The organism is Demequina ureilytica (assembly GCF_048553575.1).
In the GTDB taxonomy this organism is placed as follows: domain Bacteria; phylum Actinomycetota; class Actinomycetes; order Actinomycetales; family Demequinaceae; genus Demequina.
On sequence record NZ_JBLZIE010000004.1, the window covers coordinates 143,193 to 163,253 of the forward strand.

16 protein-coding genes are annotated in these 20,061 nt (G+C 68.0%); 12 read left to right on the forward strand and 4 right to left on the reverse strand.

The features are described 5' to 3' along the window. Positions 1-17 precede the first annotated feature (17 nt). From ACNI3K_RS12765 to ACNI3K_RS12775, 3 genes are read left to right on the forward strand one after another with little or no spacing between them, the layout of a single operon-like run. A complete protein-coding gene (locus ACNI3K_RS12765) occupies positions 18-1,259 on the forward strand; it encodes a glycosyltransferase family 4 protein (RefSeq protein ID WP_419392291.1) in 1,242 nt (413 codons plus the stop codon). Then, entirely contained in the window at positions 1,256-2,443 is a 1,188-nt protein-coding gene (locus ACNI3K_RS12770) for a glycosyltransferase (protein WP_419392292.1), read from the forward strand. Before ACNI3K_RS12765 ends, ACNI3K_RS12770 begins: the two co-directional genes overlap by 4 nt. Positions 2,444-2,458: 15 nt before the next feature. Beyond that, positions 2,459-3,235, forward strand: coding sequence for a GDSL-type esterase/lipase family protein (locus ACNI3K_RS12775; RefSeq protein ID WP_419392293.1), 777 nt, complete (start codon positions 2,459-2,461; stop codon positions 3,233-3,235). A gap of 37 nt (positions 3,236-3,272) precedes the next feature. On the opposite strand, the gene ACNI3K_RS12780 is transcribed toward ACNI3K_RS12775, so the two are convergent. Beyond that, on the reverse strand, positions 3,273-3,869 hold the full coding sequence (locus ACNI3K_RS12780; protein WP_419392294.1) for a hypothetical protein: 597 nt from the start codon (positions 3,867-3,869) through the stop codon (positions 3,273-3,275). Positions 3,870-3,970: 101 nt separating this feature from the next. Here ACNI3K_RS12780 and ACNI3K_RS12785 point away from each other — a divergent pair, with 101 nt between their 5' ends. Further along, positions 3,971-5,908 (forward strand): M3 family metallopeptidase, encoded by a 1,938-nt coding sequence (locus ACNI3K_RS12785; RefSeq protein WP_419392295.1) that lies wholly within the window; start codon positions 3,971-3,973, stop codon positions 5,906-5,908. A gap of 5 nt (positions 5,909-5,913) precedes the next feature. Here ACNI3K_RS12785 and ACNI3K_RS12790 read toward each other — a convergent pair whose 3' ends face one another. Beyond that, the gene (locus ACNI3K_RS12790; RefSeq protein ID WP_419392296.1) at positions 5,914-6,516 is read right to left on the reverse strand and encodes a TetR/AcrR family transcriptional regulator; all 603 of its coding nucleotides are present in this window, start codon (positions 6,514-6,516) and stop codon (positions 5,914-5,916) included. A gap of 67 nt (positions 6,517-6,583) precedes the next feature. On the opposite strand from ACNI3K_RS12790, the gene ACNI3K_RS12795 reads away from it, so the two are divergent. The 8 genes from ACNI3K_RS12795 to ACNI3K_RS12830 all read left to right on the forward strand — a co-directional run bounded on the left by ACNI3K_RS12795 (position 6,584) and on the right by ACNI3K_RS12830 (position 14,938). After that, on the forward strand, positions 6,584-8,830 hold the full coding sequence (locus tag ACNI3K_RS12795) for an exo-beta-d-1,3/1,6-glucosidase (RefSeq protein ID WP_419392297.1): 2,247 nt from the start codon (positions 6,584-6,586) through the stop codon (positions 8,828-8,830). Further along, a complete protein-coding gene (locus tag ACNI3K_RS12800; protein ID WP_419392298.1) occupies positions 8,827-10,071 on the forward strand; it encodes an MFS transporter in 1,245 nt (414 codons plus the stop codon). Before ACNI3K_RS12795 ends, ACNI3K_RS12800 begins: the two co-directional genes overlap by 4 nt. Positions 10,072-10,196: 125 nt before the next feature. Then, a complete protein-coding gene (locus ACNI3K_RS12805; protein ID WP_419392299.1) occupies positions 10,197-10,958 on the forward strand; it encodes a fructosamine kinase family protein in 762 nt (253 codons plus the stop codon). Positions 10,959-11,180: 222 nt separating this feature from the next. Further along, positions 11,181-12,365 (forward strand): LLM class flavin-dependent oxidoreductase, encoded by a 1,185-nt coding sequence (locus ACNI3K_RS12810; RefSeq protein WP_419392300.1) that lies wholly within the window; start codon positions 11,181-11,183, stop codon positions 12,363-12,365. A gap of 10 nt (positions 12,366-12,375) precedes the next feature. Then, positions 12,376-12,840, forward strand: a complete 465-nt coding sequence (locus ACNI3K_RS12815; RefSeq protein ID WP_419392301.1) for a MarR family winged helix-turn-helix transcriptional regulator — start codon at positions 12,376-12,378, stop codon at positions 12,838-12,840. Beyond that, the gene (locus ACNI3K_RS12820; protein ID WP_419392302.1) at positions 12,837-13,541 is read left to right on the forward strand and encodes a CE1759 family FMN reductase; all 705 of its coding nucleotides are present in this window, start codon (positions 12,837-12,839) and stop codon (positions 13,539-13,541) included. Before ACNI3K_RS12815 ends, ACNI3K_RS12820 begins: the two co-directional genes overlap by 4 nt. Positions 13,542-13,603: 62 nt before the next feature. After that, complete coding sequence (locus tag ACNI3K_RS12825) at positions 13,604-13,894, forward strand: GNAT family N-acetyltransferase (protein WP_419392303.1); 291 nt, start codon at positions 13,604-13,606, stop codon at positions 13,892-13,894. A gap of 9 nt (positions 13,895-13,903) precedes the next feature. Further along, positions 13,904-14,938: a pirin family protein gene (locus ACNI3K_RS12830; RefSeq protein ID WP_419392304.1), complete on the forward strand. Its 1,035-nt coding sequence runs from the start codon at positions 13,904-13,906 to the stop codon at positions 14,936-14,938. 207 nt (positions 14,939-15,145) lie between these two features. Here the strand turns inward: ACNI3K_RS12830 and ACNI3K_RS12835 are convergent, their stop codons facing one another. Continuing rightward, positions 15,146-19,546 (reverse strand): alpha-L-arabinofuranosidase family protein, encoded by a 4,401-nt coding sequence (locus tag ACNI3K_RS12835; protein ID WP_419392305.1) that lies wholly within the window; start codon positions 19,544-19,546, stop codon positions 15,146-15,148. Between the two features lie 130 nt (positions 19,547-19,676). Continuing rightward, a complete protein-coding gene (locus ACNI3K_RS12840) occupies positions 19,677-20,045 on the reverse strand; it encodes an S-layer homology domain-containing protein (protein WP_419392306.1) in 369 nt (122 codons plus the stop codon). Positions 20,046-20,061 lie beyond the last annotated feature (16 nt).

Genomic DNA, 20,061 nt, shown 5'->3' on the forward strand with positions numbered 1-20,061 from the left:
GTCGTCACAATGGTGGCGTGAGAGTCGCCCTGATCGCTGAGTCGTTCCTGCCGCAGGCGAACGGCGTCACGAACTCGCTCCTGCGCGTGATCGAGCACCTCACCGCCCGTGGCGACGAGGCATTGGTCATCGCGCCGGAATCCAAGGGAGACCCCGGTCCCGTGCGGTACGGCATTGCGCGAGTGCGCCGCCTGCCGTCGATGGGCTGGCCCGGCTACGACGACGTGCGGGTCTCGCTGTCCGGCTCCGCACGCATCAGCCGGATGCTCGACGACTTCGAGCCCGACGTGGTGCACCTGGCCTCCCCCTTCATGCTCGGATGGTCCGCGATTCGGGCGGCGAACGAGCTGGACCTGCCCACTGTGGCCATCTATCAGACCGAGGTCCCCAGCTACGCGGAGAGCTACAACGCCGCGTGGGGTGAGTCGATCCTGTGGAACCGGGTGCGCAACATCCACGACCGCGCGGACCTCACTCTCGCCCCCTCCACCTACGCGATGCGCCAGCTCGAGCAGCTCGGGGTCCCGCGGTTGCGGCTATGGCCCCGCGGAGTCGACACGGCACGCTTCAGGCCTGATCGCCAGGACGCGACCTTGCGCAACCGGTGGGCGCCGGGCGGCGAGGTGATCGTGGGCTACGCGGGGCGGCTCGCGGCCGAGAAGCGTGTCGAGGACCTTGCACGGCTGGCGGAGGTCGACGGGATCCGCGTGGTGATCATCGGGGACGGCCCCTCGCGCTCTCGACTCGAGAAGCTGATGCCCGATGCTGTGTTCACGGGCTTCCTCGCCGGCGACGAGCTCGCGCGGGCGCTCGCCAGCCTCGACGTGTTCGTGCACTGCGGCGAGCTCGAGACCTTCTGCCAGACCATCCAGGAGGCTCACGCGTCGGGCGTGCCAGTGATCGCCCCCCGGCGGGGCGGCCCTATTGACCTGGTCGACCCCGACCACACCGGCTACCTGTACCCGCCGGGCAGGCTCGACGCGATGGTCGCGGGGGTGCGAACCCTCGTGCACGAACCCGAGCGCCGCATGCGCTTCGCCGCGAACGCCAGGGTGTCGGTCGAGGACCGCACGTGGCCGCGCGTGTGCGATCGGCTGATCGACTACTACGACGAGGCGATCCGCAACCACCAGGCCGCGCCCTTGCGCCCGTGGGACGTGCTCGAGCACGACGTGGTGGACGACACGGCGGGTGACGACAGCGTGGTCGACGGCACCATGGGCGAAGCTGGCACTGGCGCCAGGGTGGTCGGACAGTGAGGATCGCCCACGTCGCGAACTTCTACGGACCGACCTCGGGAGGGCTCCGCACCGCCATGCACGAGCTCGGGCGCGGCTACCTCGAGCGCGGCCACGAGTACCTAATGGTGGTCCCCGGCCCGCACGACGCGGACGAGGAGACCGAGTTCGGCCGCCGCGTCAGCGTTGCCAGTCCCGTGCTGCCGCTGTCAGGCGGATACCGGGTGATCTCGCGCGTGGCAGAGGTGCGGGACATCCTGACGGGCTTCGCGCCAGACGTGCTCGAGGTATCGGACCGCACCACCCTGCGCGGGCTCGGCACGTGGGCGGCGCGACGCGACGTGCCGAGCGCGTTCTTCGCTCACGAACGCGCTGATGGCGCGCTGGGCTCGCACCTGCCCGCGTGGGCGCGATGGCTACTGCCCCTGCCCCGGATCGCGGACGCTCACAACCGCGGCACCGCGAGGCGCTTCACCACGATCGTGTGCACCACGGCGTATGCGGCCGAGGAGTTCGCGCGCATCGGCCGCGATGTCGCCCACGTGCCACTGGGCGTGGACCTCGTGAGATTCGACCCCGCCCGTCGCGACGAGGCGCTGCGTGCCGAGCTCGCCGAGCCCTCCGAGGCACTGCTGCTGATGGCCTCGAGACTGTCGGCTGAGAAGCGCCCCGATCTCGCCATCGGAGCGGTGCGCATCCTGGTCGAGCGCGGTCGTCGCATCCGCCTGGTGAGCGCCGGCACCGGCGCGCTCGAATCCTCAATTCGCGCCGATGCGGCCGGCCTGCCGGTGGACTTCCTGGGCTTCGTGAAGGGGCGGTCACGATTCGCCCGGCTCTTGGCTACGGCCGATGCAGTGGTGGCGCCAGGTCCGATCGAGACCTTCGGGCTGGCCGCGCTCGAGGCTCTCGCCTCGGGCACGCCGGCAGTGGTGAACGCCGCATCCGCGCTGCCCGAGGTGGTGGGCGAGGCCGGTGAGTCCGCAGACGGCACTCCGGCAGCGTTCGCAGACGCGATCGAGCGGGTGCTGGATCGCGACGAGGCGTCCCGCCGATCCGCCGCGCGCGCCCGGGCGGAGACCATGCCGTGGTCCACCACGGTCGACTCGATGCTCGCGCTCCATGCACGCGCCCTCGCCGCCGCTCCCGGCGCGCACGCGGCCAGTCCACCCCGCCGTAGCCGCGAGAAGACACGTCCCAGGCACTGAGCGAAGGAGCACCCCGTGGCGGCACCGGCAATCGTGGCTCTCGGGGACTCCATCACTCTTGGCGTGGGTGACGGCATCCAAGCGTCTGGCGGCGACGTGGGCTGGGCCGCGCACACCGCCCGGGCACTCGGGGCCACGATGTTCCTTAACCTCGCGGCGAACGGCACACGTGCAGGCCAGCTCGCGCACAGCCAGCTGCCGCTGGCTCTCGCGGCGAGACCGGACGTGGTGCTTGTGACAGCCGGGGGCAACGACGTGCTGCGCGGCGACTTCGACGCGGTGCGGGTCGAGCTGGACCTGCGGGAGACCCTCGAGCAGCTATCCGCACCGGGAAGGGCGGTAGTGACCGTCACCCTCGACCGCATCGGCTTGTTCGACCTGCTGCCGAGGGCGGTCGCCGCGGTCATGGCCCGCCGAGTCGCCGCAGCAAACGGCGCGATACGCGGGGCGGCCGTCGCCACGGGGACCATCGTCGTGGACGGCGCACTAGTGTTCCGTCAGGCCGGAGCAGCCGCGTGGCACATCGACCGCATTCATCCCTCAGCGGCCGGTCATCGTGCGATCGCCGCTGCGGCAGTCGCCCAGCTCTCGTCGCGCTGGTCCCCCTTGGGTCCGATCGAACTGCCGCCCCCTCCCCCACGCACGGTGGACCGGGCCAAGTGGCTGATCCGCAACGGCGCACCGTGGGCGGCGCGGCGCAGCCGCGATCTCATTCCTCAGGTGGCGCAGGCGGTCACCCACGAGATGCTCGAAGACCGCCGGGCTCGGCTGCGCGGCGCTGTACGCGCCTGATGCAGCGGCCCGGCGGCCTCGATGACTGCTGTGCGTGCTAGACGAGCCAGGGGTTCTTCTGCACGATGTCGAGGCGCTTCCACCAGGAGCCAATGCCGATCGCCTGGTACCGCACCTCGAGCAGGACCGCCGCGATGACCGCGATGGACATGATGATGTGGTCGTCGAGGAAGGGGTTCGTGGAGAGCGGGATCTGGGTGGTGTACATCATGACCAGCATGGCCACGGCAGAGACCATGCCGATACGGGTCCCAATGCCAAGCATCAGCGAGACGCCCACGCCAAGCAGGCCGGCCATGAAGAACCAGTCGGTCCAGGCCTGGCCGCCGAGGTTCACGTAGAACTCGTTGAACGGGCTGTTCGGGTTGCCGCCATAGACCAGGTAACCCTCGGTGACGCGCCCACCATTGACCCATGCGGCGTCGCAGAACGCATCGATGGTGTAGCTGGCGTCTTCCGCAACGGTGCGGCACACGGAGAAGCCCAGGCCGAGCAGCTTGTCGAGGAACGCCCACAGGAAGTAGAAGCCAATGGCGATGCGGGTGATGCTGAGGAAAATCCACCCGGCGCGGGACCCGACCGGGCCGACCTTGTGGTCGACTGCCTGCTCGTCGGTGAGCCGTGGTGATGCCATGAGAGTTCTCCTGTGTTTGGGGACTGGTTCGTACAATCCGAAGATATCCACGGGGCGACCCGCTCACCTGGGAACAAAGTCCCGGGCGTAGCATCGGCGCCATGAGCCGAACGCCCTCCTTCGTCACCTTTCCCGCCGCAGACGCCGACTGGTCAGCCTTCGTCACCGACTACGCATCGGAGCGCCTCGAAGGCGCGCGGGCACACCTTGACACCATCGCGGCAGGTCGGTCCGAGGACGTGATGGCGGCGTGGGCGAAGGCGGACATCGCCGTGACGCACGCCCATCAGATGATGGAGAGCCTGTCCGAGGTCCACCCGGACCGCGAGGTTCGTCAGCTCGCCACGGAGCTCCAGCAACGGTCGCAACGGTTTCGCACCGCGCGAGACGGAGACCCAGAACTGTATGCGGCGGTGGCGACCGCGCTGGCGGACGCCCCTCTGGACGGGGACGACGCGCGAGCACGCGATCTGATCCTCGCGGACTTCCGGCTTGCAGGCGCCCATCTAGACGGTGAGTCACGCTCGCGGCTGGCGCAGGTCGACGACGAACTTTCCGCGGCCGCGACCGAGTTCTCGGAGAACATCCGCGAGGACGTGGGCCGCGTGCGCGTGTCCCCCGAGTCGCTCGCCGGGCTTCCCGACGACTACGTCAGCGCGCACCCCGTGGGCGCCGACGGCCTGGTCGAGATCACCACGGACTACCCGGACATGGGCCCGTTCCTCGACATGTCGAGCGACGCTGCGGCGCGGGAGAAGCTGATGCGCGCCGACTACCAGCGCGCCTACCCCGCGAATGACGGGGTGCTGCGGCGATTGCTACAGCTGCGGGACGAGAAGGCGCGGCTGCTCGGCTTCGACGGGTGGCCCGACTATGCGACCGCGCGCATGATGATCGAGGATGGGGCCGCCATCGAGGGCTTCCTCGCAAGCATCGAGGGGGCGGTGCGGGCTGCGGGCGAGGCCGATGCGGCGATGCTGCTCGAGCGCAAGCGCCGCGACGACCCTGCGGCTGAGTCGCTGCTGATCTCGGACTCTCGCTACTACATCGAGACCCTCAAGACCGAGACGTACGGAGTGGATGCTCACGAGGTGCGCCGCTACCTGGACTACTCGCGAGTGCGCGACGGGATCCTGGCGTTGAGCGCCGAGCTGTTCGGCGTCACCTTCAGCCCCGCTCCCGGTGCCGCCGCTTGGCACGCGGACGTGGACGTCTACGACGTGATCGATGGCGGCGACACCATCGGCCGGATCGCGCTCGACATGCACCCCCGCGAGGGCAAGTACGGCCACATGGCGTGCTTCCCGCTGGTCACCGGAATCGGCGGCAGTCATCTTCCCGAGGCGGCGCTGGTGTGCAACTTCCCTCGCGGCCGCATGACTTTCGACGACCTCGAGACCTATCTGCACGAGTTCGGACACCTGCTGCACGTGGTGTTCTCCGGCACCGTGCGCCACCCTCGCCTCGCGGGGCTATCGGAGCAAGGCGAGTGGGACTTCGTGGAGGCTCCCTCGCAGTTGCTCGAGGAGTGGGCATGGACTCACGAGGTCCTGGCACGTTTCGCTGTCGACGACGACGGCGCGCCCATTCCCGCGGAGCTGGTCGAGGCACTGCGCGCGAGCCGCGATCTCGGCGCAGGCCTGATGACCTGCCGTCAGCTCGTGTATGCGCAACTGTCCTACCGGCTCCACCGTGACGTGCCAGAGGACCTGGCGAGCGCATCGGCCGCCATCGAGCGCGAGCTGGACGTCCGTACCCCGCTCGACGGAACGCACCAGTACGCGTCGTTCGGCCACCTCACCACCTATTCGTCCTGCTACTACACGTATCAGTGGAGCCTGTCGATAGCGAAGGACCTGTTCACCGGCTTCGACGCGGGGCACCTGCTCGATCCTGTGCGCGCACAGAACTATCGGCAAGCGGTGCTCGCGCCGGGTGGATCGCGCCCCGCCGCTCAACTCATCGAGGACTTCCTGGGCCGTCCGTTCAGCACGCGCGCCTACGAAGAGTGGCTGGCGAGCCTCGCCACCTCGCGCTGACGGGGCTAGAGCGGCGCGGTCAACTGACCATCGACGTGCGCCTTGACCAAGTCCCCCATGGGCGTGGGCCGCGCGCCCATCAGCCACTGGACCTGGAGGCCGTCCATCAGGGCCACCAGCTGAGCCGCGGCTGCGGCGGGCTCGATGCCGGGACGGAGATCACCGTGCTCTCGCGCCACCTCGAACGCCGATGTCACTCGGGCGAGCAGGGTCGCGTAGCGGCGCGTGAAGTACTCGTGCGCGGGGTGGTCGGCACCCGTGGCCTCGGCGGACAGCACGGCGTAGAGCTCGACGATCCCCCGCTGAGTCTCGTTGTGACGCGCAGCTGCGACCAGGCTGCGCAGCGCGTCAAGCCCAAGCTCGCCGCGTACGGGGCGCTCCTGGGAGTCCACCTGGTCGCGGTACTCGAGCACTGCGGTGAGCAGCGAGGCCTTGGTGGGAAAGTGATAGAGCAGTCCGGGATGAGTCAGACCTGCGCTCGCGGCGATGTCGCGCAGCGAGCTGCCGCGGTAGCCGCTCACGGCGAACTGGCGCATGGCCGCGTCGAGGATATCGGCTCTCGTGTCGCGGCCCTTCTGGTAGCCGTCGCCGTCACGCTCAGAGTTCATGCGCGCAAACTTACCACGCGGTAAGTTTGGTGCTACCGTGAAGATGTTGCACATCGAAAGGTTACGCGTGAACGACACGGCCCCCTATCTCGACCCCCAGCTGCCCACCGCCCAGCGCGTCGCCGACCTCGTGTCGCGCATGACGCTACCGGAGAAGGTGGGTCAGATGATGCAGCTCAACGCCAAGGAAGGCGTCGCTGCCCTGGTGAACGATTTCCACGCCGGGTCCATCCTGCACACCTCCCCTGATCGCGTGCACGAGGCCCGCGCCCTCGTCGAGAGCACCCGTCTGCGCATCCCGCTCCTGGTCGGCGAGGACTGCATCCACGGCCACTCCTTCTGGGAGGGCGCGGAGATCTACCCCACTCAGCTGGGCCTCGCGGCCTCGTGGGACCGGGACCTGCTCGTCCGCGTCGCCCGAGCGACTGCGGTCGAGGTCGCCGCGACGGGCGTCCACTGGACCTTCTCCCCCGTCCTGTGCATCGCCCGCGACCTGCGGTGGGGCCGGGTGTCCGAGACGTTCGGCGAGGACCCGTTCCTGCTGGGCGAGCTCGCATCGGCGATGGTCGCCGGCTACCAGGGCGACGGGCTGGCGGACCCGACCGCCATCCTGGCCACGGCGAAGCACTTCGCCGGATACTCGGAGACCCAGGGCGGGCGGGACGCGTCCGAAGCGGACATCTCACGCCGCAAGTTGCGCTCCTGGTACCTCCCGCCCTTCGAGAGAGTGGCACGCGAGGGCTGCGCGACCTTCATGCTCGGCTACCAGTCCATCGACGGCACCCCGATCACCGTCAACGAGTGGCTCCTGAACGACGTCCTGCGCGGCGAATGGGACTACCGCGGCACGCTCATCACGGACTGGGACAACGTGGGCAACCTCGTGCGCGAGCAGCGCATGTACCCCGACTACGCCGAGGCCTCCGCGGCCGCCGTGAACGCCGGCAACGACATGATCATGACCACGCCGTCGTTCTTCGAGGGTGCTCAGGAGGCCGTCGAGCGCGGCCTCCTCGAGGTGTCGCGCATCGACGAGGCCGTGACCCGGATCCTTACTCTGAAGTTCGACCTGGGGCTGTTCGAGGACCCGCGCCTGCCCGATGCGGAGCGTCAGCAGGCCGTCATCGCGCAGCCCGCGCACCGCGAGCTGGGAATCGAGGCGTCCCGGCGTTCGCTGGTGCTGCTCGAGAACGACGGGCTGCTGCCGCTGGATCCCGTCGGCGGCACTCGGCGCATCGCGGTCGTGGGACCGAACGCGGACGATGCGCAGACGCAGCTCGGCGATTGGGCCGGCAGCTCAGGTCAGGCCGACTGGCTCCCCGACGGCCAGCCGCGCGACATGATCACCACGGTGCTCGACGGCCTGCGCTCCGAGGTCCCGGAGGGCTGGGACGTCACGTACTCGAGGGGTGCCGAGATCATCACCACCGGTACCGACCCCGCCGGCGAGTTCTTCCCCGACGGGCAGCCGCGTCCCGCGATCGCGATGCCGGTCGAGCCCGACGAGGCCCTCATCAACGAGGCTGTCGAGGCCGCTCGCGGCGCCGATGCCGTCGTGGCGGTCCTGGGAGACCGCATCGAGCTCATCGGCGAGGGCAAGTCCACCGCGACGCTCGAGCTGCTGGGCGGCCAGACGGCGCTGCTCGACGCGCTCGTCGAGACCGGCACACCGGTGGTCCTCGTGGTGCTCGCGTCCAAGCCACACGTGCTGCCCGCCTCGGCCGAGCGCGCCTCGGCCATCATCTGGGCCGCGAACCCAGGGATGGCGGGGGGCCGGGCGATCGCAGAGCTGATCTTGGGGCGCATCGAGCCCACCGGACGCCTTCCGATCTCGTGGCCTCGCCACGTCGGCCAGCAGCCCACGTTCTACAACCAGATCGACGCCCAGCACGGCTACCGCTACGCGGACCTCACCCAGGAGCCCCAGTGGGTGTTCGGCGAGGGACGCAGCTACACCTCAGTCGAGTACTCGGACCTGGAGATCCTGCCTCCCCGCGAGGGCGCGGAGGACCAGATCCTGGCACGCGTCAAGGTGACGAACACCGGCACACGGCCCGCGCTCGAGACCGTGCAGGCGTACGTGCGCGACGAGGTCACGAGCGCCACGTGGGCCGACCGGGAGCTGAAGGCCTACCGTCAGGTGTGGGTCGCGCCAGGAGCCTCCGAGCTGGTCGAGGTCGAGATCCCGGTCTCGTCCTGCACCATGGTGGACGCGAACGGAGTGCGACGGGTCGAGCCAGGTGACTTTGCGTTGCTCGTAGGCCCGTCCTCGCGGCTGTCCGATCTCCTCACCGCGCGATTCCGCGTCGGATGACGCCACCCGTGGCGCGAGCCGCCGTCGAACCGGTGCTGAGCCGCGCCCGCATCGGCGTGTCGTTGCTGTTCATGACCAACGGCATCCTGATTGGCAATCTCGCCCCGCGGCTGCCCGACATCCGGGAGAATCTGGACCTGTCGTACGGCGGGCTCGGCATCGCCATGGCGATGTGGCCCATCGGCTCGCTGGGGCTGGGACTTGTCGCCGGCGCCCTGATCCGCCGCTTCCGATCGTCGCGCGTGGGCGTCATCTCCATGATCGCCAGCGCCCTCGCCATGCTCCTGGGGGCCTCGACGTCGAGCGTCGTCGTGTTCGGCGCGGCCCTGTTCGTGGTGGGAGTGACGGACGCCTGGGTGGACGTGGCCCAGAACTCTCACGGTCTGCGGGTCCAGCGGCTCTACCGCCGGTCCATCAACAACGCGTTCCACGCGATGTGGTCGCTGGGCGCGGTGCTGGGCGGGCTGATGGGCGGCGCGGCGGCGGGGCTCGACCTACCAGTCACGTGGCACTTCGTCGGGATGGCGGTTCTCGTCATCGCCATGAACCTTGCCAGTTACAGGCTCCTGCTCAAGGGCCCGGAGCCGCGAGACATCGTCGAGCACGGCGCCGACGAGGCCGGGATGCCGCACGAGGCCCGCCCGCGTCGCATCCCCGGGCGACTGTGGCTGGTGCTGCTGGCGCTCAGCCTCATCGCCATCGGCGGCGGGTGGGCCGAGGACGCGGCGGCGACCTGGTCCGCGAGCTACCTGCGCGACGAGCTGTCCGCGAGCGCCACGATCGCTGCACTCGGGTTCGTGTCGCTCCAAGGCTTCCAGTTCATCGGGCGCATGACGGGCGACCGGATGATCGATCGGTTCGGCCAGCGCGCCGTCGCGCGGTTCGGTGGTGCGTTCGTCGTACTCGGCATGGGGCTCGCGCTGGCCTTCCCGTCCGTGTGGGGCACGATCGCGGGCTTCGGCGCCGCGGGTCTCGGGATCGCGACCATCATCCCGGGCGCCTTCCACGCCGCCGATGAGCTGCCCGGTCTCAAACCCGGCACCGGACTGACCGTGGTGTCGTGGCTGTTGCGGCTGGCGTTCCTGCTGTCCCCTCCCATCGTGGGCTTGATCGCGGACGCGACGAGCCTGCGCGTGGGCCTCGCGATCATGCCCGCTCTTGGCGTGGTGGTGTTCCTCCTCGCCGGGGTGATGGCGCCGCGCAAGCACGCCCCCTCCCCCTCTTCCCCCTCCGCGAACTAGGCAACTCACGCTCACGTTTCGCCTTAAATGGGTTCTCTCGAGGCACGTCACGCCCATTCAGCACCGGTAGGAACACCAGGACTCCTTTTGCGCACCCCGGTGATCCTGTAGGAACCTGGGGACTCATGGATACCTTCGTGAAAGAGCGGGCGGACGCCCCAACTGGGTTCTTCGAGGCGGAGGCCGCGGGCCTGCGATGGCTCGCCGATGCCGGTGGCGCGCGCGTTGCCCAGGTGCTGGCCGCATCGGCCGGACGCATCGAGCTGGAGCGTATCGAGCCGGCCCGCCCTACGGCCGATGCGGCGACGAGTTTTGGTCGCGCGCTCGCTCGCACTCACGCGGCTGGTGCGGTGGGGTTCGGCGCGCCGCCCGACGGATGGGATGGCCCGCTGTACATCGGCCGGCGGGAGATGCCGCGCATCACCGACGAATCGTGGGGCCGCTTCTACGCCCACGGACGGGTGCTGCCATACCTCGAGCCCGCCCTGGACGCTGGGTACCTGCGCGAATCCGAGGCGGACGTGGTGCGCGAGGCATGTGACCTCGTGGCCGACGGGGCTTTCGACGATGACGCCCCTCCGGCGCGTATCCACGGCGACCTGTGGTCGGGCAACCTGCTGTTCTCCACTGACGGCGTGGCGCTGATCGATCCTGCCGCGCACGGCGGCCACGCGGAGACGGATCTGGCGATGCTCGCGCTGTTCGGGGCGCCGTACCTCGACGAGATCCTCGAGGGTTACCAAGAGGTGTCGCCGCTTCGCGCCGGCTGGCGCGAGCGTGTGCCGGTGCATCAGCTGCATCCGCTGGCCGTGCACGCCGCGGGCCACGGCCGCGCGTACGGCGTCGAGCTCGCGGAGGCGGCCCGGGCGGTGATTGGGGCGGCGTGAGGCCGTGATCCTCACGTGCCTCGTGCGACCTCCCGGCGCCCGATTCGTGCGCACGACTTGCCTAGTTCGCGTCGGGAGGCGGGCGAGGCGCAGAACAGGAAGGGCGGCCGATGCGGGGGCGGGCCGGGGAATGAATCGCGCCCGTGTGCGTTATTACATGCAGACGCATATAGTTAACGCAGGCGCGATCCCCACCCCCGCGCAGGCAGCCAGGAGGAGACCATGCAGTTCGGCATCATGTCCGTCTCGGACATCACCCGCGACCCCGTCAGCGGCTACACCCCCTCGGAGGCGGAGCGCATCGACGGCATCACCAAGATCGCCGTCAAAGCAGAAGAGGTCGGCCTCGACGTCTTCGCGATCGGCGAGCACCACAACCCGCCGTTCTTCTCATCCTCGCCCACCACCCTGCTGGCGCATATCGCCGCGCTCACCGAGCGACTGATCGTCACCACCTCCACCACGCTGATCACCACGAACGACCCGGTGCGGATCGCGGAGGAGTACGCGATGCTCCAGCACCTTTCCAAGGGCCGCATGGACCTCATGCTTGGGCGCGGCAATACCGCCCCGGTGTACCCGTGGTTCGGCCAGGACATCCGCCAGGGCCTGCCGCTCGCGCTCGAGAACTACAACCTGCTGCACCGCCTGTGGCGCGAGGACGTCGTGGACTGGGAGGGCAACTTCCGCTCACCGCTCCAGGGCTTCACCTCGACGCCCCGCCCGCTCGACGACGTGCCGCCGTTCGTGTGGCACGGATCGATCCGCACTCCCGAGATCGCCGAGCAGGCGGCTTACTACGGCAACGGCTACTTCGCGAACAACATCTTCTGGCCCAAGGACCACTACAAGAAGCTCATCGACTTCTACCGTCGACGCTTCGAGGCTCATGGTCACGGCAGCCAGGCACAAGCGATCGTGGGGCTCGGCGGCCAGGCCTTCATTGGCAAGAACTCGCAGGATGCTCACGACCAGTTCCGCCCGTACTTCAACGAGGCGCCGGTGTACGGCAACGGCCCGCGCATGGAGGACTTCGAGGAGATGACGCCGCTGAGCGTCGGCTCGCCGCAAGAGGTCATCGACAAGACCCTGACGTTCCGCGACGCCTTCGGCGACTACCAGCGCCAGCTGTTCCTCGTGGACCACGCGGGGCTGCCGCTCGGCATGGTCCTCGACCAGCTGGAACTGCTCGGCGGCGAGGTGGTCCCGGTGCTGCGCAAGGAGCTGGCCGCCAGGCGCGACCCGCAGGCTGCCGAAGCCCCCACGCACGCCAGCCTCGTCAAGGCCAAGTACGGGGACGCCGAACCGCGCCAGCCTCGACCCAACGCGAACCGCGGCGACAACGTCACGGGCGGGTCGCCGTACCAGGACTCCGTCGCCGAGGTGGCGTCGTACCCGACGCTGTGAGGAGCACCCCATGACCGTCAGCGATACTGCCCCTCTCACCCGCTCGCGCACCGTCCTCGCCAACCAGGCGTGGGAAGCGGCACTCACAGCACACGCGGTGCTCATGCGCCGCTTCGCCGCCGAGGACGTCTGGCATGGACTGTCGATGCGCGAGTACGACGTTCTGTACACGCTGTCCAAGTGCGACACACCTCAACGGATCAGCGACCTAGGCCGGCACGTGCTGCTCAGCCAGCCGGCGCTGTCGCGCCTGGTGGAGCGGCTGGTGGAGCGCAACCTGCTCAGCCGATGCGCGGACCCCGGTGATGCGCGGGCAGCCCACATCTCGCTCACGACTGCGGGCCGCGCGCTCCAGCGCGAGATCGGGCTCACGCACGGTGCGGCCGTCGCGCACACCATGACCGCAGCCCTGACGGACGACGAGCTACGGCTCCTCGAGCAACTCTCCACCAAGCTAGCGAAGGAGACATCGTGACCGAAGAGACCTACCGAATCGTGGTCGTGAGCGCCGGCGTCTCCGACCCCTCCTCGACACGGCTGCTCGCCGACCGCGCCGCACAGCGGACCGTCGCCACCCTCGAGGCCCGCGGCCACAACGCAACCATGACGTTCATCGACCTGCGCGAGTTGCTCCCCGAGCTGCCCCAGGCGCTGTCCTCTCAGCTCCTCGGGCCCAAGTTCACGCAGGCTGTCGAGGCACTGGGCGCAGCCGACGGAGTCATCGCGGCCGCGCCGGTGTACAAGGCGGGCGCCTCGGGCCTGTTCACGAGTTTCTTCCAGGTGCTCGACAACGACCTTCTCATCGGAAAGCCGGTCGTCCTCGCGGCGACGGCGGGCACAGCACGCCACGCGCTGGTCGTGGATCAGGAGATGCGCTCGCTGTTCGCGTACTTGCGGGCGCTGCCAGTGCCGACCGGCCTGTTCGCGTCGACCGAGGACTGGACCGACAAGGCGCTCGGGACCCGCATCGACCGCGCGGCGACCGAGCTCGCGATCCTCGTCGAATCCGGCTTCGCGCGGGCCGTTCGCGACGACTCGTGGGGGCGCTACCAGCACAGTTACGGATCCGCAGGTGGCACTGAACTGGGCATCGACCTGAACTCCGACCTGATGCGCCTCGCCACCGGTGGGACGCTCCGCGACGGCGAGGACCCCTTCGACCTGACCAAGGGCTGACGGAAGGCTTCGGATCCGCACCGCGTTGACTTCCCCGACAACCCCGAATGCCAAGGAGAACCATGACCGACACCACCGTCACCCGCAACGAGGACGAGTCCCGCTACGACCTGCACGTCGACGGTGAGCTCGCCGGCTTCGCCGCATATGAGGTCGAGGGAGACCGCGCCACCTTCACCCACACCGAGGTATTCGAGGCCCACCGCGGGGACGGCGTGGCCGGCACGTTGGCAGGCCAAGCGCTTGCCGATACGGCGTCGCGGGGACTCTCCATCGTCCCTGAGTGCCCGTACATGGCCAAGTATCTGGACCGTCACGAGGTCGAGGGCGCGACCGTCGTGCCTGCGCACTAGGCCCGTACCGTGACGCGCACCGACGTCCATGACGACGTCTGCGACGAGCCGGCCACCGCCGAGCCCGGAGTCGGCTTCGAACCCGGCCGGCGCGCCGAGGTGCTGCCCTCCCGCGACGTTCCGCTCGGTGGGCTGCGCGGCATGACCGTGAGCCGGTCGCTGCCCCAGCGGGACGTGCCCACCATCGGCGCGTGGTGCTTTCTCGATCGGTTCGGCCCGCAGCGCACGACCATGCGCGTCGAACCGCACCCGCACATCGGCCTCCAGACGGTCACATGGCCCCTGACGGGCGAGATCCGACACCGCGACTCGATCGGGTCCGATGTGGTGCTGCGCCCGGGCGCTCTCAACCTCATGACGTCCGGTCACGGAATCGCACACTCGGAGTACTCGATCACCGACAAGCCGATAGATCTCGACGCGCTGCAGCTGTGGGTCGCTCTTCCCGAGCGCTCCCGCCATGGCGACCACGCTTTCGAGTCGCACACGAGCCTTCCCGAGGTCGCGCTCGCGGCGCCTGACGGCACCGCATCAAGCCAGGCGGCCGATGCGGTCGCGGTGGTCGTCATGGGCACCTTCGCGGGCACGACGTCCCCAGCGACCACGCACACACCCCTCGTCGGCGCCGAGCTGCGGCTCCCGCCAGGCACGAGCGCCCGGCTGCCTCTTGAGGCAGCCTGGGAGCACGGGCTCGCGCTCATCGACGGCGACATGGCGGTCCGAGACGATGCCGGTGACACGCTTCCCGCCCCCTCCAAGGGCGACATCCTCTACTTGGGCAACCGTCGCTCCGAGGTGACCGTCGAGACGAGCACCGGTGCGCGCATCTTCCTGCTCGGCGGGGAGCCGTTCGGGGAAGACCTGGTGATGTGGTGGAACTTCGTGGGCCGCAGCCACGACGAAGTCGCCGAGGCGCGCCGCGCCTGGGAAGCGCGCGAGGGTCGGTTCGGGCACGTGGCCGGGCACGATGACACCCGTGTGCCAGCTCCGCCTATGCCCGAGGTGCGTCTCACACCACGTCGTCGACGCTCCGCTGCGCGCTGACACCGCGTTGTGCGCGGCCAGGATTCTCCGCGCGTTGCGGGCAGATGCGTGCGCCCAAGGACCGAGCGGACGGATCATCTGACCTGCGTCGCACCCAACGGCGCTCACTGCGACTACATCGGCGGAGTTGGTCCGTCCCGTCGGCGACACCGGACATGGCTGTGGCGCGACACCCGAGGGCGCCGCGCCGCAGCCATCTAGCGGTTGCTAGTTGTCCAGCTGGTCGTAGCGGTAGAGGAATGCGGCCATTGCGTCGCGGGTGGTCTCGTTGAACGGGCGGAACTCGGTGCCCGTCGCGGTCTCCCAACCGTTGGTGATGCCGGTGTCCTCGAGCCAGGTGATCTCGGTGTAGAACTCCGTGTTGGTGGACGTGATGTCCACGAACGGCGAGTTCACCGGATCCACCCACGTCGGCTCATCGGCCAGGCGGTACAGGAACGCCGCCATCGCATCACGCGTGATCGGCTCGAACGGACGGAACTCCTGACCTGCGTTGGTGTCCCAACCCTCGGAGATACCCTCCTGGGCCAGCCACACAATCGCCTCATAGTGCTCCAACGACTCATCCGCATCCACAAACGGAGACTGAGCCGGCAACGTCACCTCAGGCGACCCCGCATAGCGGTACAAGAACGCCGCCATCGCATCACGAGTGATCGAGTTGAACGGACGGAACTGAGTACCGTTCTCGGTCTCCCAACCAGTTGAGATGCCCTGAGCAGCTAGCCACTCAATTGCGGCCGCGTGCTCGTTGCCCTCGATGTCGACGAACTCGACAGGAGCGGGCTCCTCAGCCACCGTCACCGTGAACGACGTCGTGACCGACGCATCCTCCGTCGACGTCACCGACACCATCACCGTGGCAGCCACCGACGAATCAAAGCCCGACACCGTGAACTCGTCGGCAGTGAGCACCTCAGTGGTCGAATCAGTCCACGTTCCCGTGACCTCCAAACCGTCAAGGTCCAGAACGTCACCCACCACGTAGTCCGTAGTCGTCGGCAACTGCGTCACCTCGATGGACTCAAGCACCGGCGGCGGCGGGGTCGTGGAGTCATACGGCAGTCTCAGGAAGGAGATCGAACGGGCGGGAAGCTCGTACCGGAAGTCGTTGGACACTCCCGCGAGCGGGCTCTCAACCGGCACGATTGCGTCCGGATCTGCCTTGGTGTTCGTGGCTCCCTGTGAGGGGCCCACCATCTCCAGCACGGTGGCGCCCTCAGGTGAGATCGTCACGTCCTCGACGACGATGTCGACAGGACTGGCGGCGTCGGAGGCGTTGACCGCCTTGACGATGATCTGTTGGGCCTCGGTGTCACGTGTGACGACCTGATAGACGTCGGACGCGACAGGCTCGTCGTACGAGAACTGAAGTACGTCGTCGAGGTAGAGGTCGACGTGTCGTCCGTCGATCTCGATCCGGATGTCGTACTCCTGACCCGTCACGATCGTGGTGCCAAGTCCCTCAGCGACGGGGCCGCGCGATCCCCCCGTCGCGCGCTCGAGCACGCTGCGGGTGTTGCCCCATCCGCCAAGGTTCCACCAGTAGTAGTCGTCGGAGGATCCTGCGGCGAAACCGACCAGGAAGCCCTCGTTGCCGGCTTGCTTGGTCGCGGTGAGCTCCAGGGTGTAGTTGGACCAATCATTGCCGTAGCTGCCGGAGACGACCGTGCGAGCATCGGTCGCCGTCGTGGACGTCTGTGCGTACCGACCATCAGCGACCGACCACGTGCCAGCAGTGGCCGACCAGTCCGATGCGTCAACGTCGAAGGAGTCCGCGAAGAGCACTCCCTCGTCGGCGCCTGTCACGGTCACGTCGTCATAGGACGCCGCAGTCTCCCAGGTGGACAGCAGCACTCCGCCAGAGAGGTCGGGCGCGCCGGTCGTCGGCTGTGCCAGCGTGCTCGGCACGATCTGATCGCCGCGGTTGTTCGAGAACATGTGCTGCACCCAGTAGTTGACGCTGCCCCAGCTCTCGTCGTTGTCGAACCAGATCGCATCCGGCGACCACTGGACATAGTCCTCATTCGCGTACAGAGGGGCATACGACGCGAGCTCGACAAGGTCCGAGTTGCGTTCGAGCCCAGTCATGTAGGCCGCCTCGGCAAGGGCGTTCCTCATCGCGTTGCCGCGCGAGGCGTACTCGCCCAGAAACACGTGGGGACCCTCGCGGTCATACGAGTCGTAGCGATTCGTGTTGTCGAAGAACCACGCGGGGTCGTTGTAATAGTGCTCGTCGACCATCGCGACGTCCTGCTGACGGTTGTAGTCCCAGAGGGTGTTGAAGCGTCCTCCCTCATCATCGGGGCCGGTGTTGGAGATGATGGTCACCTCGGGGAACTCAGCCTCGATCGCGTCCCGGAAGATCGGGAAATTCGCCTCGAAGACCGTGGTGTTCTCCTCGTTACCCAGGCCGATATACGGCATGTCGAAGGGCTCGGGGTGTCCGAGCTCGGCGCGGACGGCGCCCCACTCGGTCGTCACGTCACCGATGGCGAACTCGACCAGGTCCACAGTGTCATCCACCCAACGCTGGAACAGCGCCGAGTTCTGATCGGTCAGCTGCGGGATGTTGGACCCGCAGCCGTTGGCACCCACCGAGACCACGGGAAGCGCGAAGGCGTCCATGTCCTCGGCGAGGAGGAAGTACTCGTAGTAGCCAAGCCCATAGCTCTGGTTGTAGCCCCAGAAGTTCCAGTTGGTGGGGCGCTCCTCGACGGGGCCGATGGTCTCCTTCCACTGGTAGGTGCGCTGGCGATCCGTGAAGCCGGACTCCTCGTAACTCTCGAAGGTGCCAACGTTCGTCACGCATCCACCCGGGAAGCGCAGGAACGAGGGATCCAGTGCCTCCATGCGCTCGGCGAGGTCCTTGCGCATTCCATAGGTTCCGTTGACCGCTCCGACGTACTGGTCCTGCGGGAAAAGCGACACCATGTCGAGATTGACGGTGCCCGCGGCGGTGGTCTCCACGCGCAGTCGCGCAGCATTGGTCGTGTCGTTCGCCTCGAGAGTGACCTCGTACTGCTTCCACTCATTCGATCCGTCGACGGCCACGGTACCGGTGGCATACGTGGTGTCCGCGCCCGAATTGGTCAGCCGCACCTGCAGATCCTGCGCGGCGGCCGCACGTGCCCAGACGCTGAAGTCGTACAGTGATCCGTCCTCGAGGGCCACACCCTCGTTGTAGCTCGCGTTGACGACGGCGGCGCCGCTGCCGGGCGCCGTCATAGCCAGATAATTGCGGTTCATGTCGTTCAGGCGGCCGTTGTCGTTCACGACCGACAGCGATGCGCCGCCCGCTGCGGACCATCCGGTGAGACCGGTGAATCCGCCGTTGTCGCTCGAGTTGAACTCGAAGGAGCGGTTGCGCACCAGCTCGGCGTACAGACCGCCGTCGGCCGCATAGTTGATGTCCTCGTAGAACACGCCATAGAGATCCTCGCTCATCTCGACGGAAGTCTCGCCACCATCGACCCTGAGCTCGGCGGCATCAGATGCCAGCGGCGAGTCGGTCACGGTGAACAGCGAGGCATTGTCGCGGAGTCCGGAGACGAGATCGCCGCCATCGACGCCGAAGAACCCGTCGTCCCCCGTTGCCGACGCCAGGCGCAATGTCACCTTTCCTCCGCCGGCATCAGTGATGCGCATGGCGGTGGCGGCCTCTCCCGAACCACCAACCGTGATGACTCCGCCCTCGACAACAAACGGATCGCCGTCGGCGGTAGCCAGGGTGACTGCGCCCTCGCCTGCTGCGGTCGGGACGAAGCGCACGAGCGAACTCGGGCGCGTCTCGGACAGCGTCACTGTGCCGTCCACGATCGCGACGTGCCGAGGCGCACGGTCGGCCTCCAGCACGAACGGCGCCTCAGGGACGAGGTCCTCCCCCTCGGCGGCATCGAGAGCAAAGTAGTCGAACGATGCGGTCATCGATGCGCCGGCCTGCGACGCGAGTCCGTAGAGCCCCACCTGAGTGATGGGAAAGGTGATGTCCATCGAGGCGGCCTCGACCCATGCACCGTCGACCCAGTAGGACGTCGTCACAGTGTCGTCCACGCGCTGGATGCGGAGCACCTCACCCGTGCTCCCCTCGCGAGGCGTGAACGGCTCGGCAGAAAAGACCTGATCCGTCTCGACGTCCGTCTCGAGCACGATGTTCGCCTCGGTCGACAGGTCGCCCACATACGTGACTCCGTAGCGCACGTAGTTGTCGATGTCGCTCCAGGCGATGAGTCCGGCGCCCTGGAACTGGGCACTGACCGACAGGTCCACCTGCGTGATGGCGGTGAAGTCGGCGTCGGGGATGTCCACCATGAAGATGTTCTGTGCGGAGTTGGAGTCCTGATAGGTGTCGCCCGTCAGCGTCTCGATGTCGAGCCGCCCCGGAGTGCTCGTGAGAGACCAGTCAGAGGCGGACTCCCCGATGATCGACCATGCGGGATCGAGAGTGGTCGAGTCGAACTCGTCGATCCACGCACCGGCGGGGATGTCGACATCGGCAGTGTCGGCAACGGCTGGGCCGGCAGCCAGGAGGCCGACGGCCAGCAGTGCCACCGCGCCCCCCGTCGTCATGGAGCGCGCCGTGCGCTTAGAGGAAGAGTGGCGGTTCATCAGCATGTCCTCACGTCGTTGTGTGACCGATGTTGTGGCGAAGGGTGGTGCGGCGGCGAAACAAAGCAGAACGATGGGGGCGTGCGCCTGACGCGCAAGCGCACGCCCCCATCGCTATCGAGCTGTGGTACTAGTCCTGCAGGTTGTCGTAGCGGTTGAGGAACGCGGCCATCGCGTCACGAGTGGTCGAACGGAACGGGAGGTACTTCGTTCCCTCGTCCGTCTGCCACCCGGTCGTGATGCCGGTGTCCTCCAACCAGGTGATCTCGGTGTAGAACTCCGTGTTGGTGGACGTGATGTCCACGAACGGAGAGTTCACCGGGTCGACCCAGGTGGGCTCGTCCGCGAGGCGGTACAAGAACGCCGCCATCGCATCACGAGTGATGGGTTCGAACGGACGGAACTCCTGACCTGCGTGGGTATCCCAGCCCTCGGAGATTCCCTCCTGGGCCAGCCACACGATCGCCTCATAGTGCTCCAGCGACTCATCCGCATCCACGAACGGAGACTGAGCC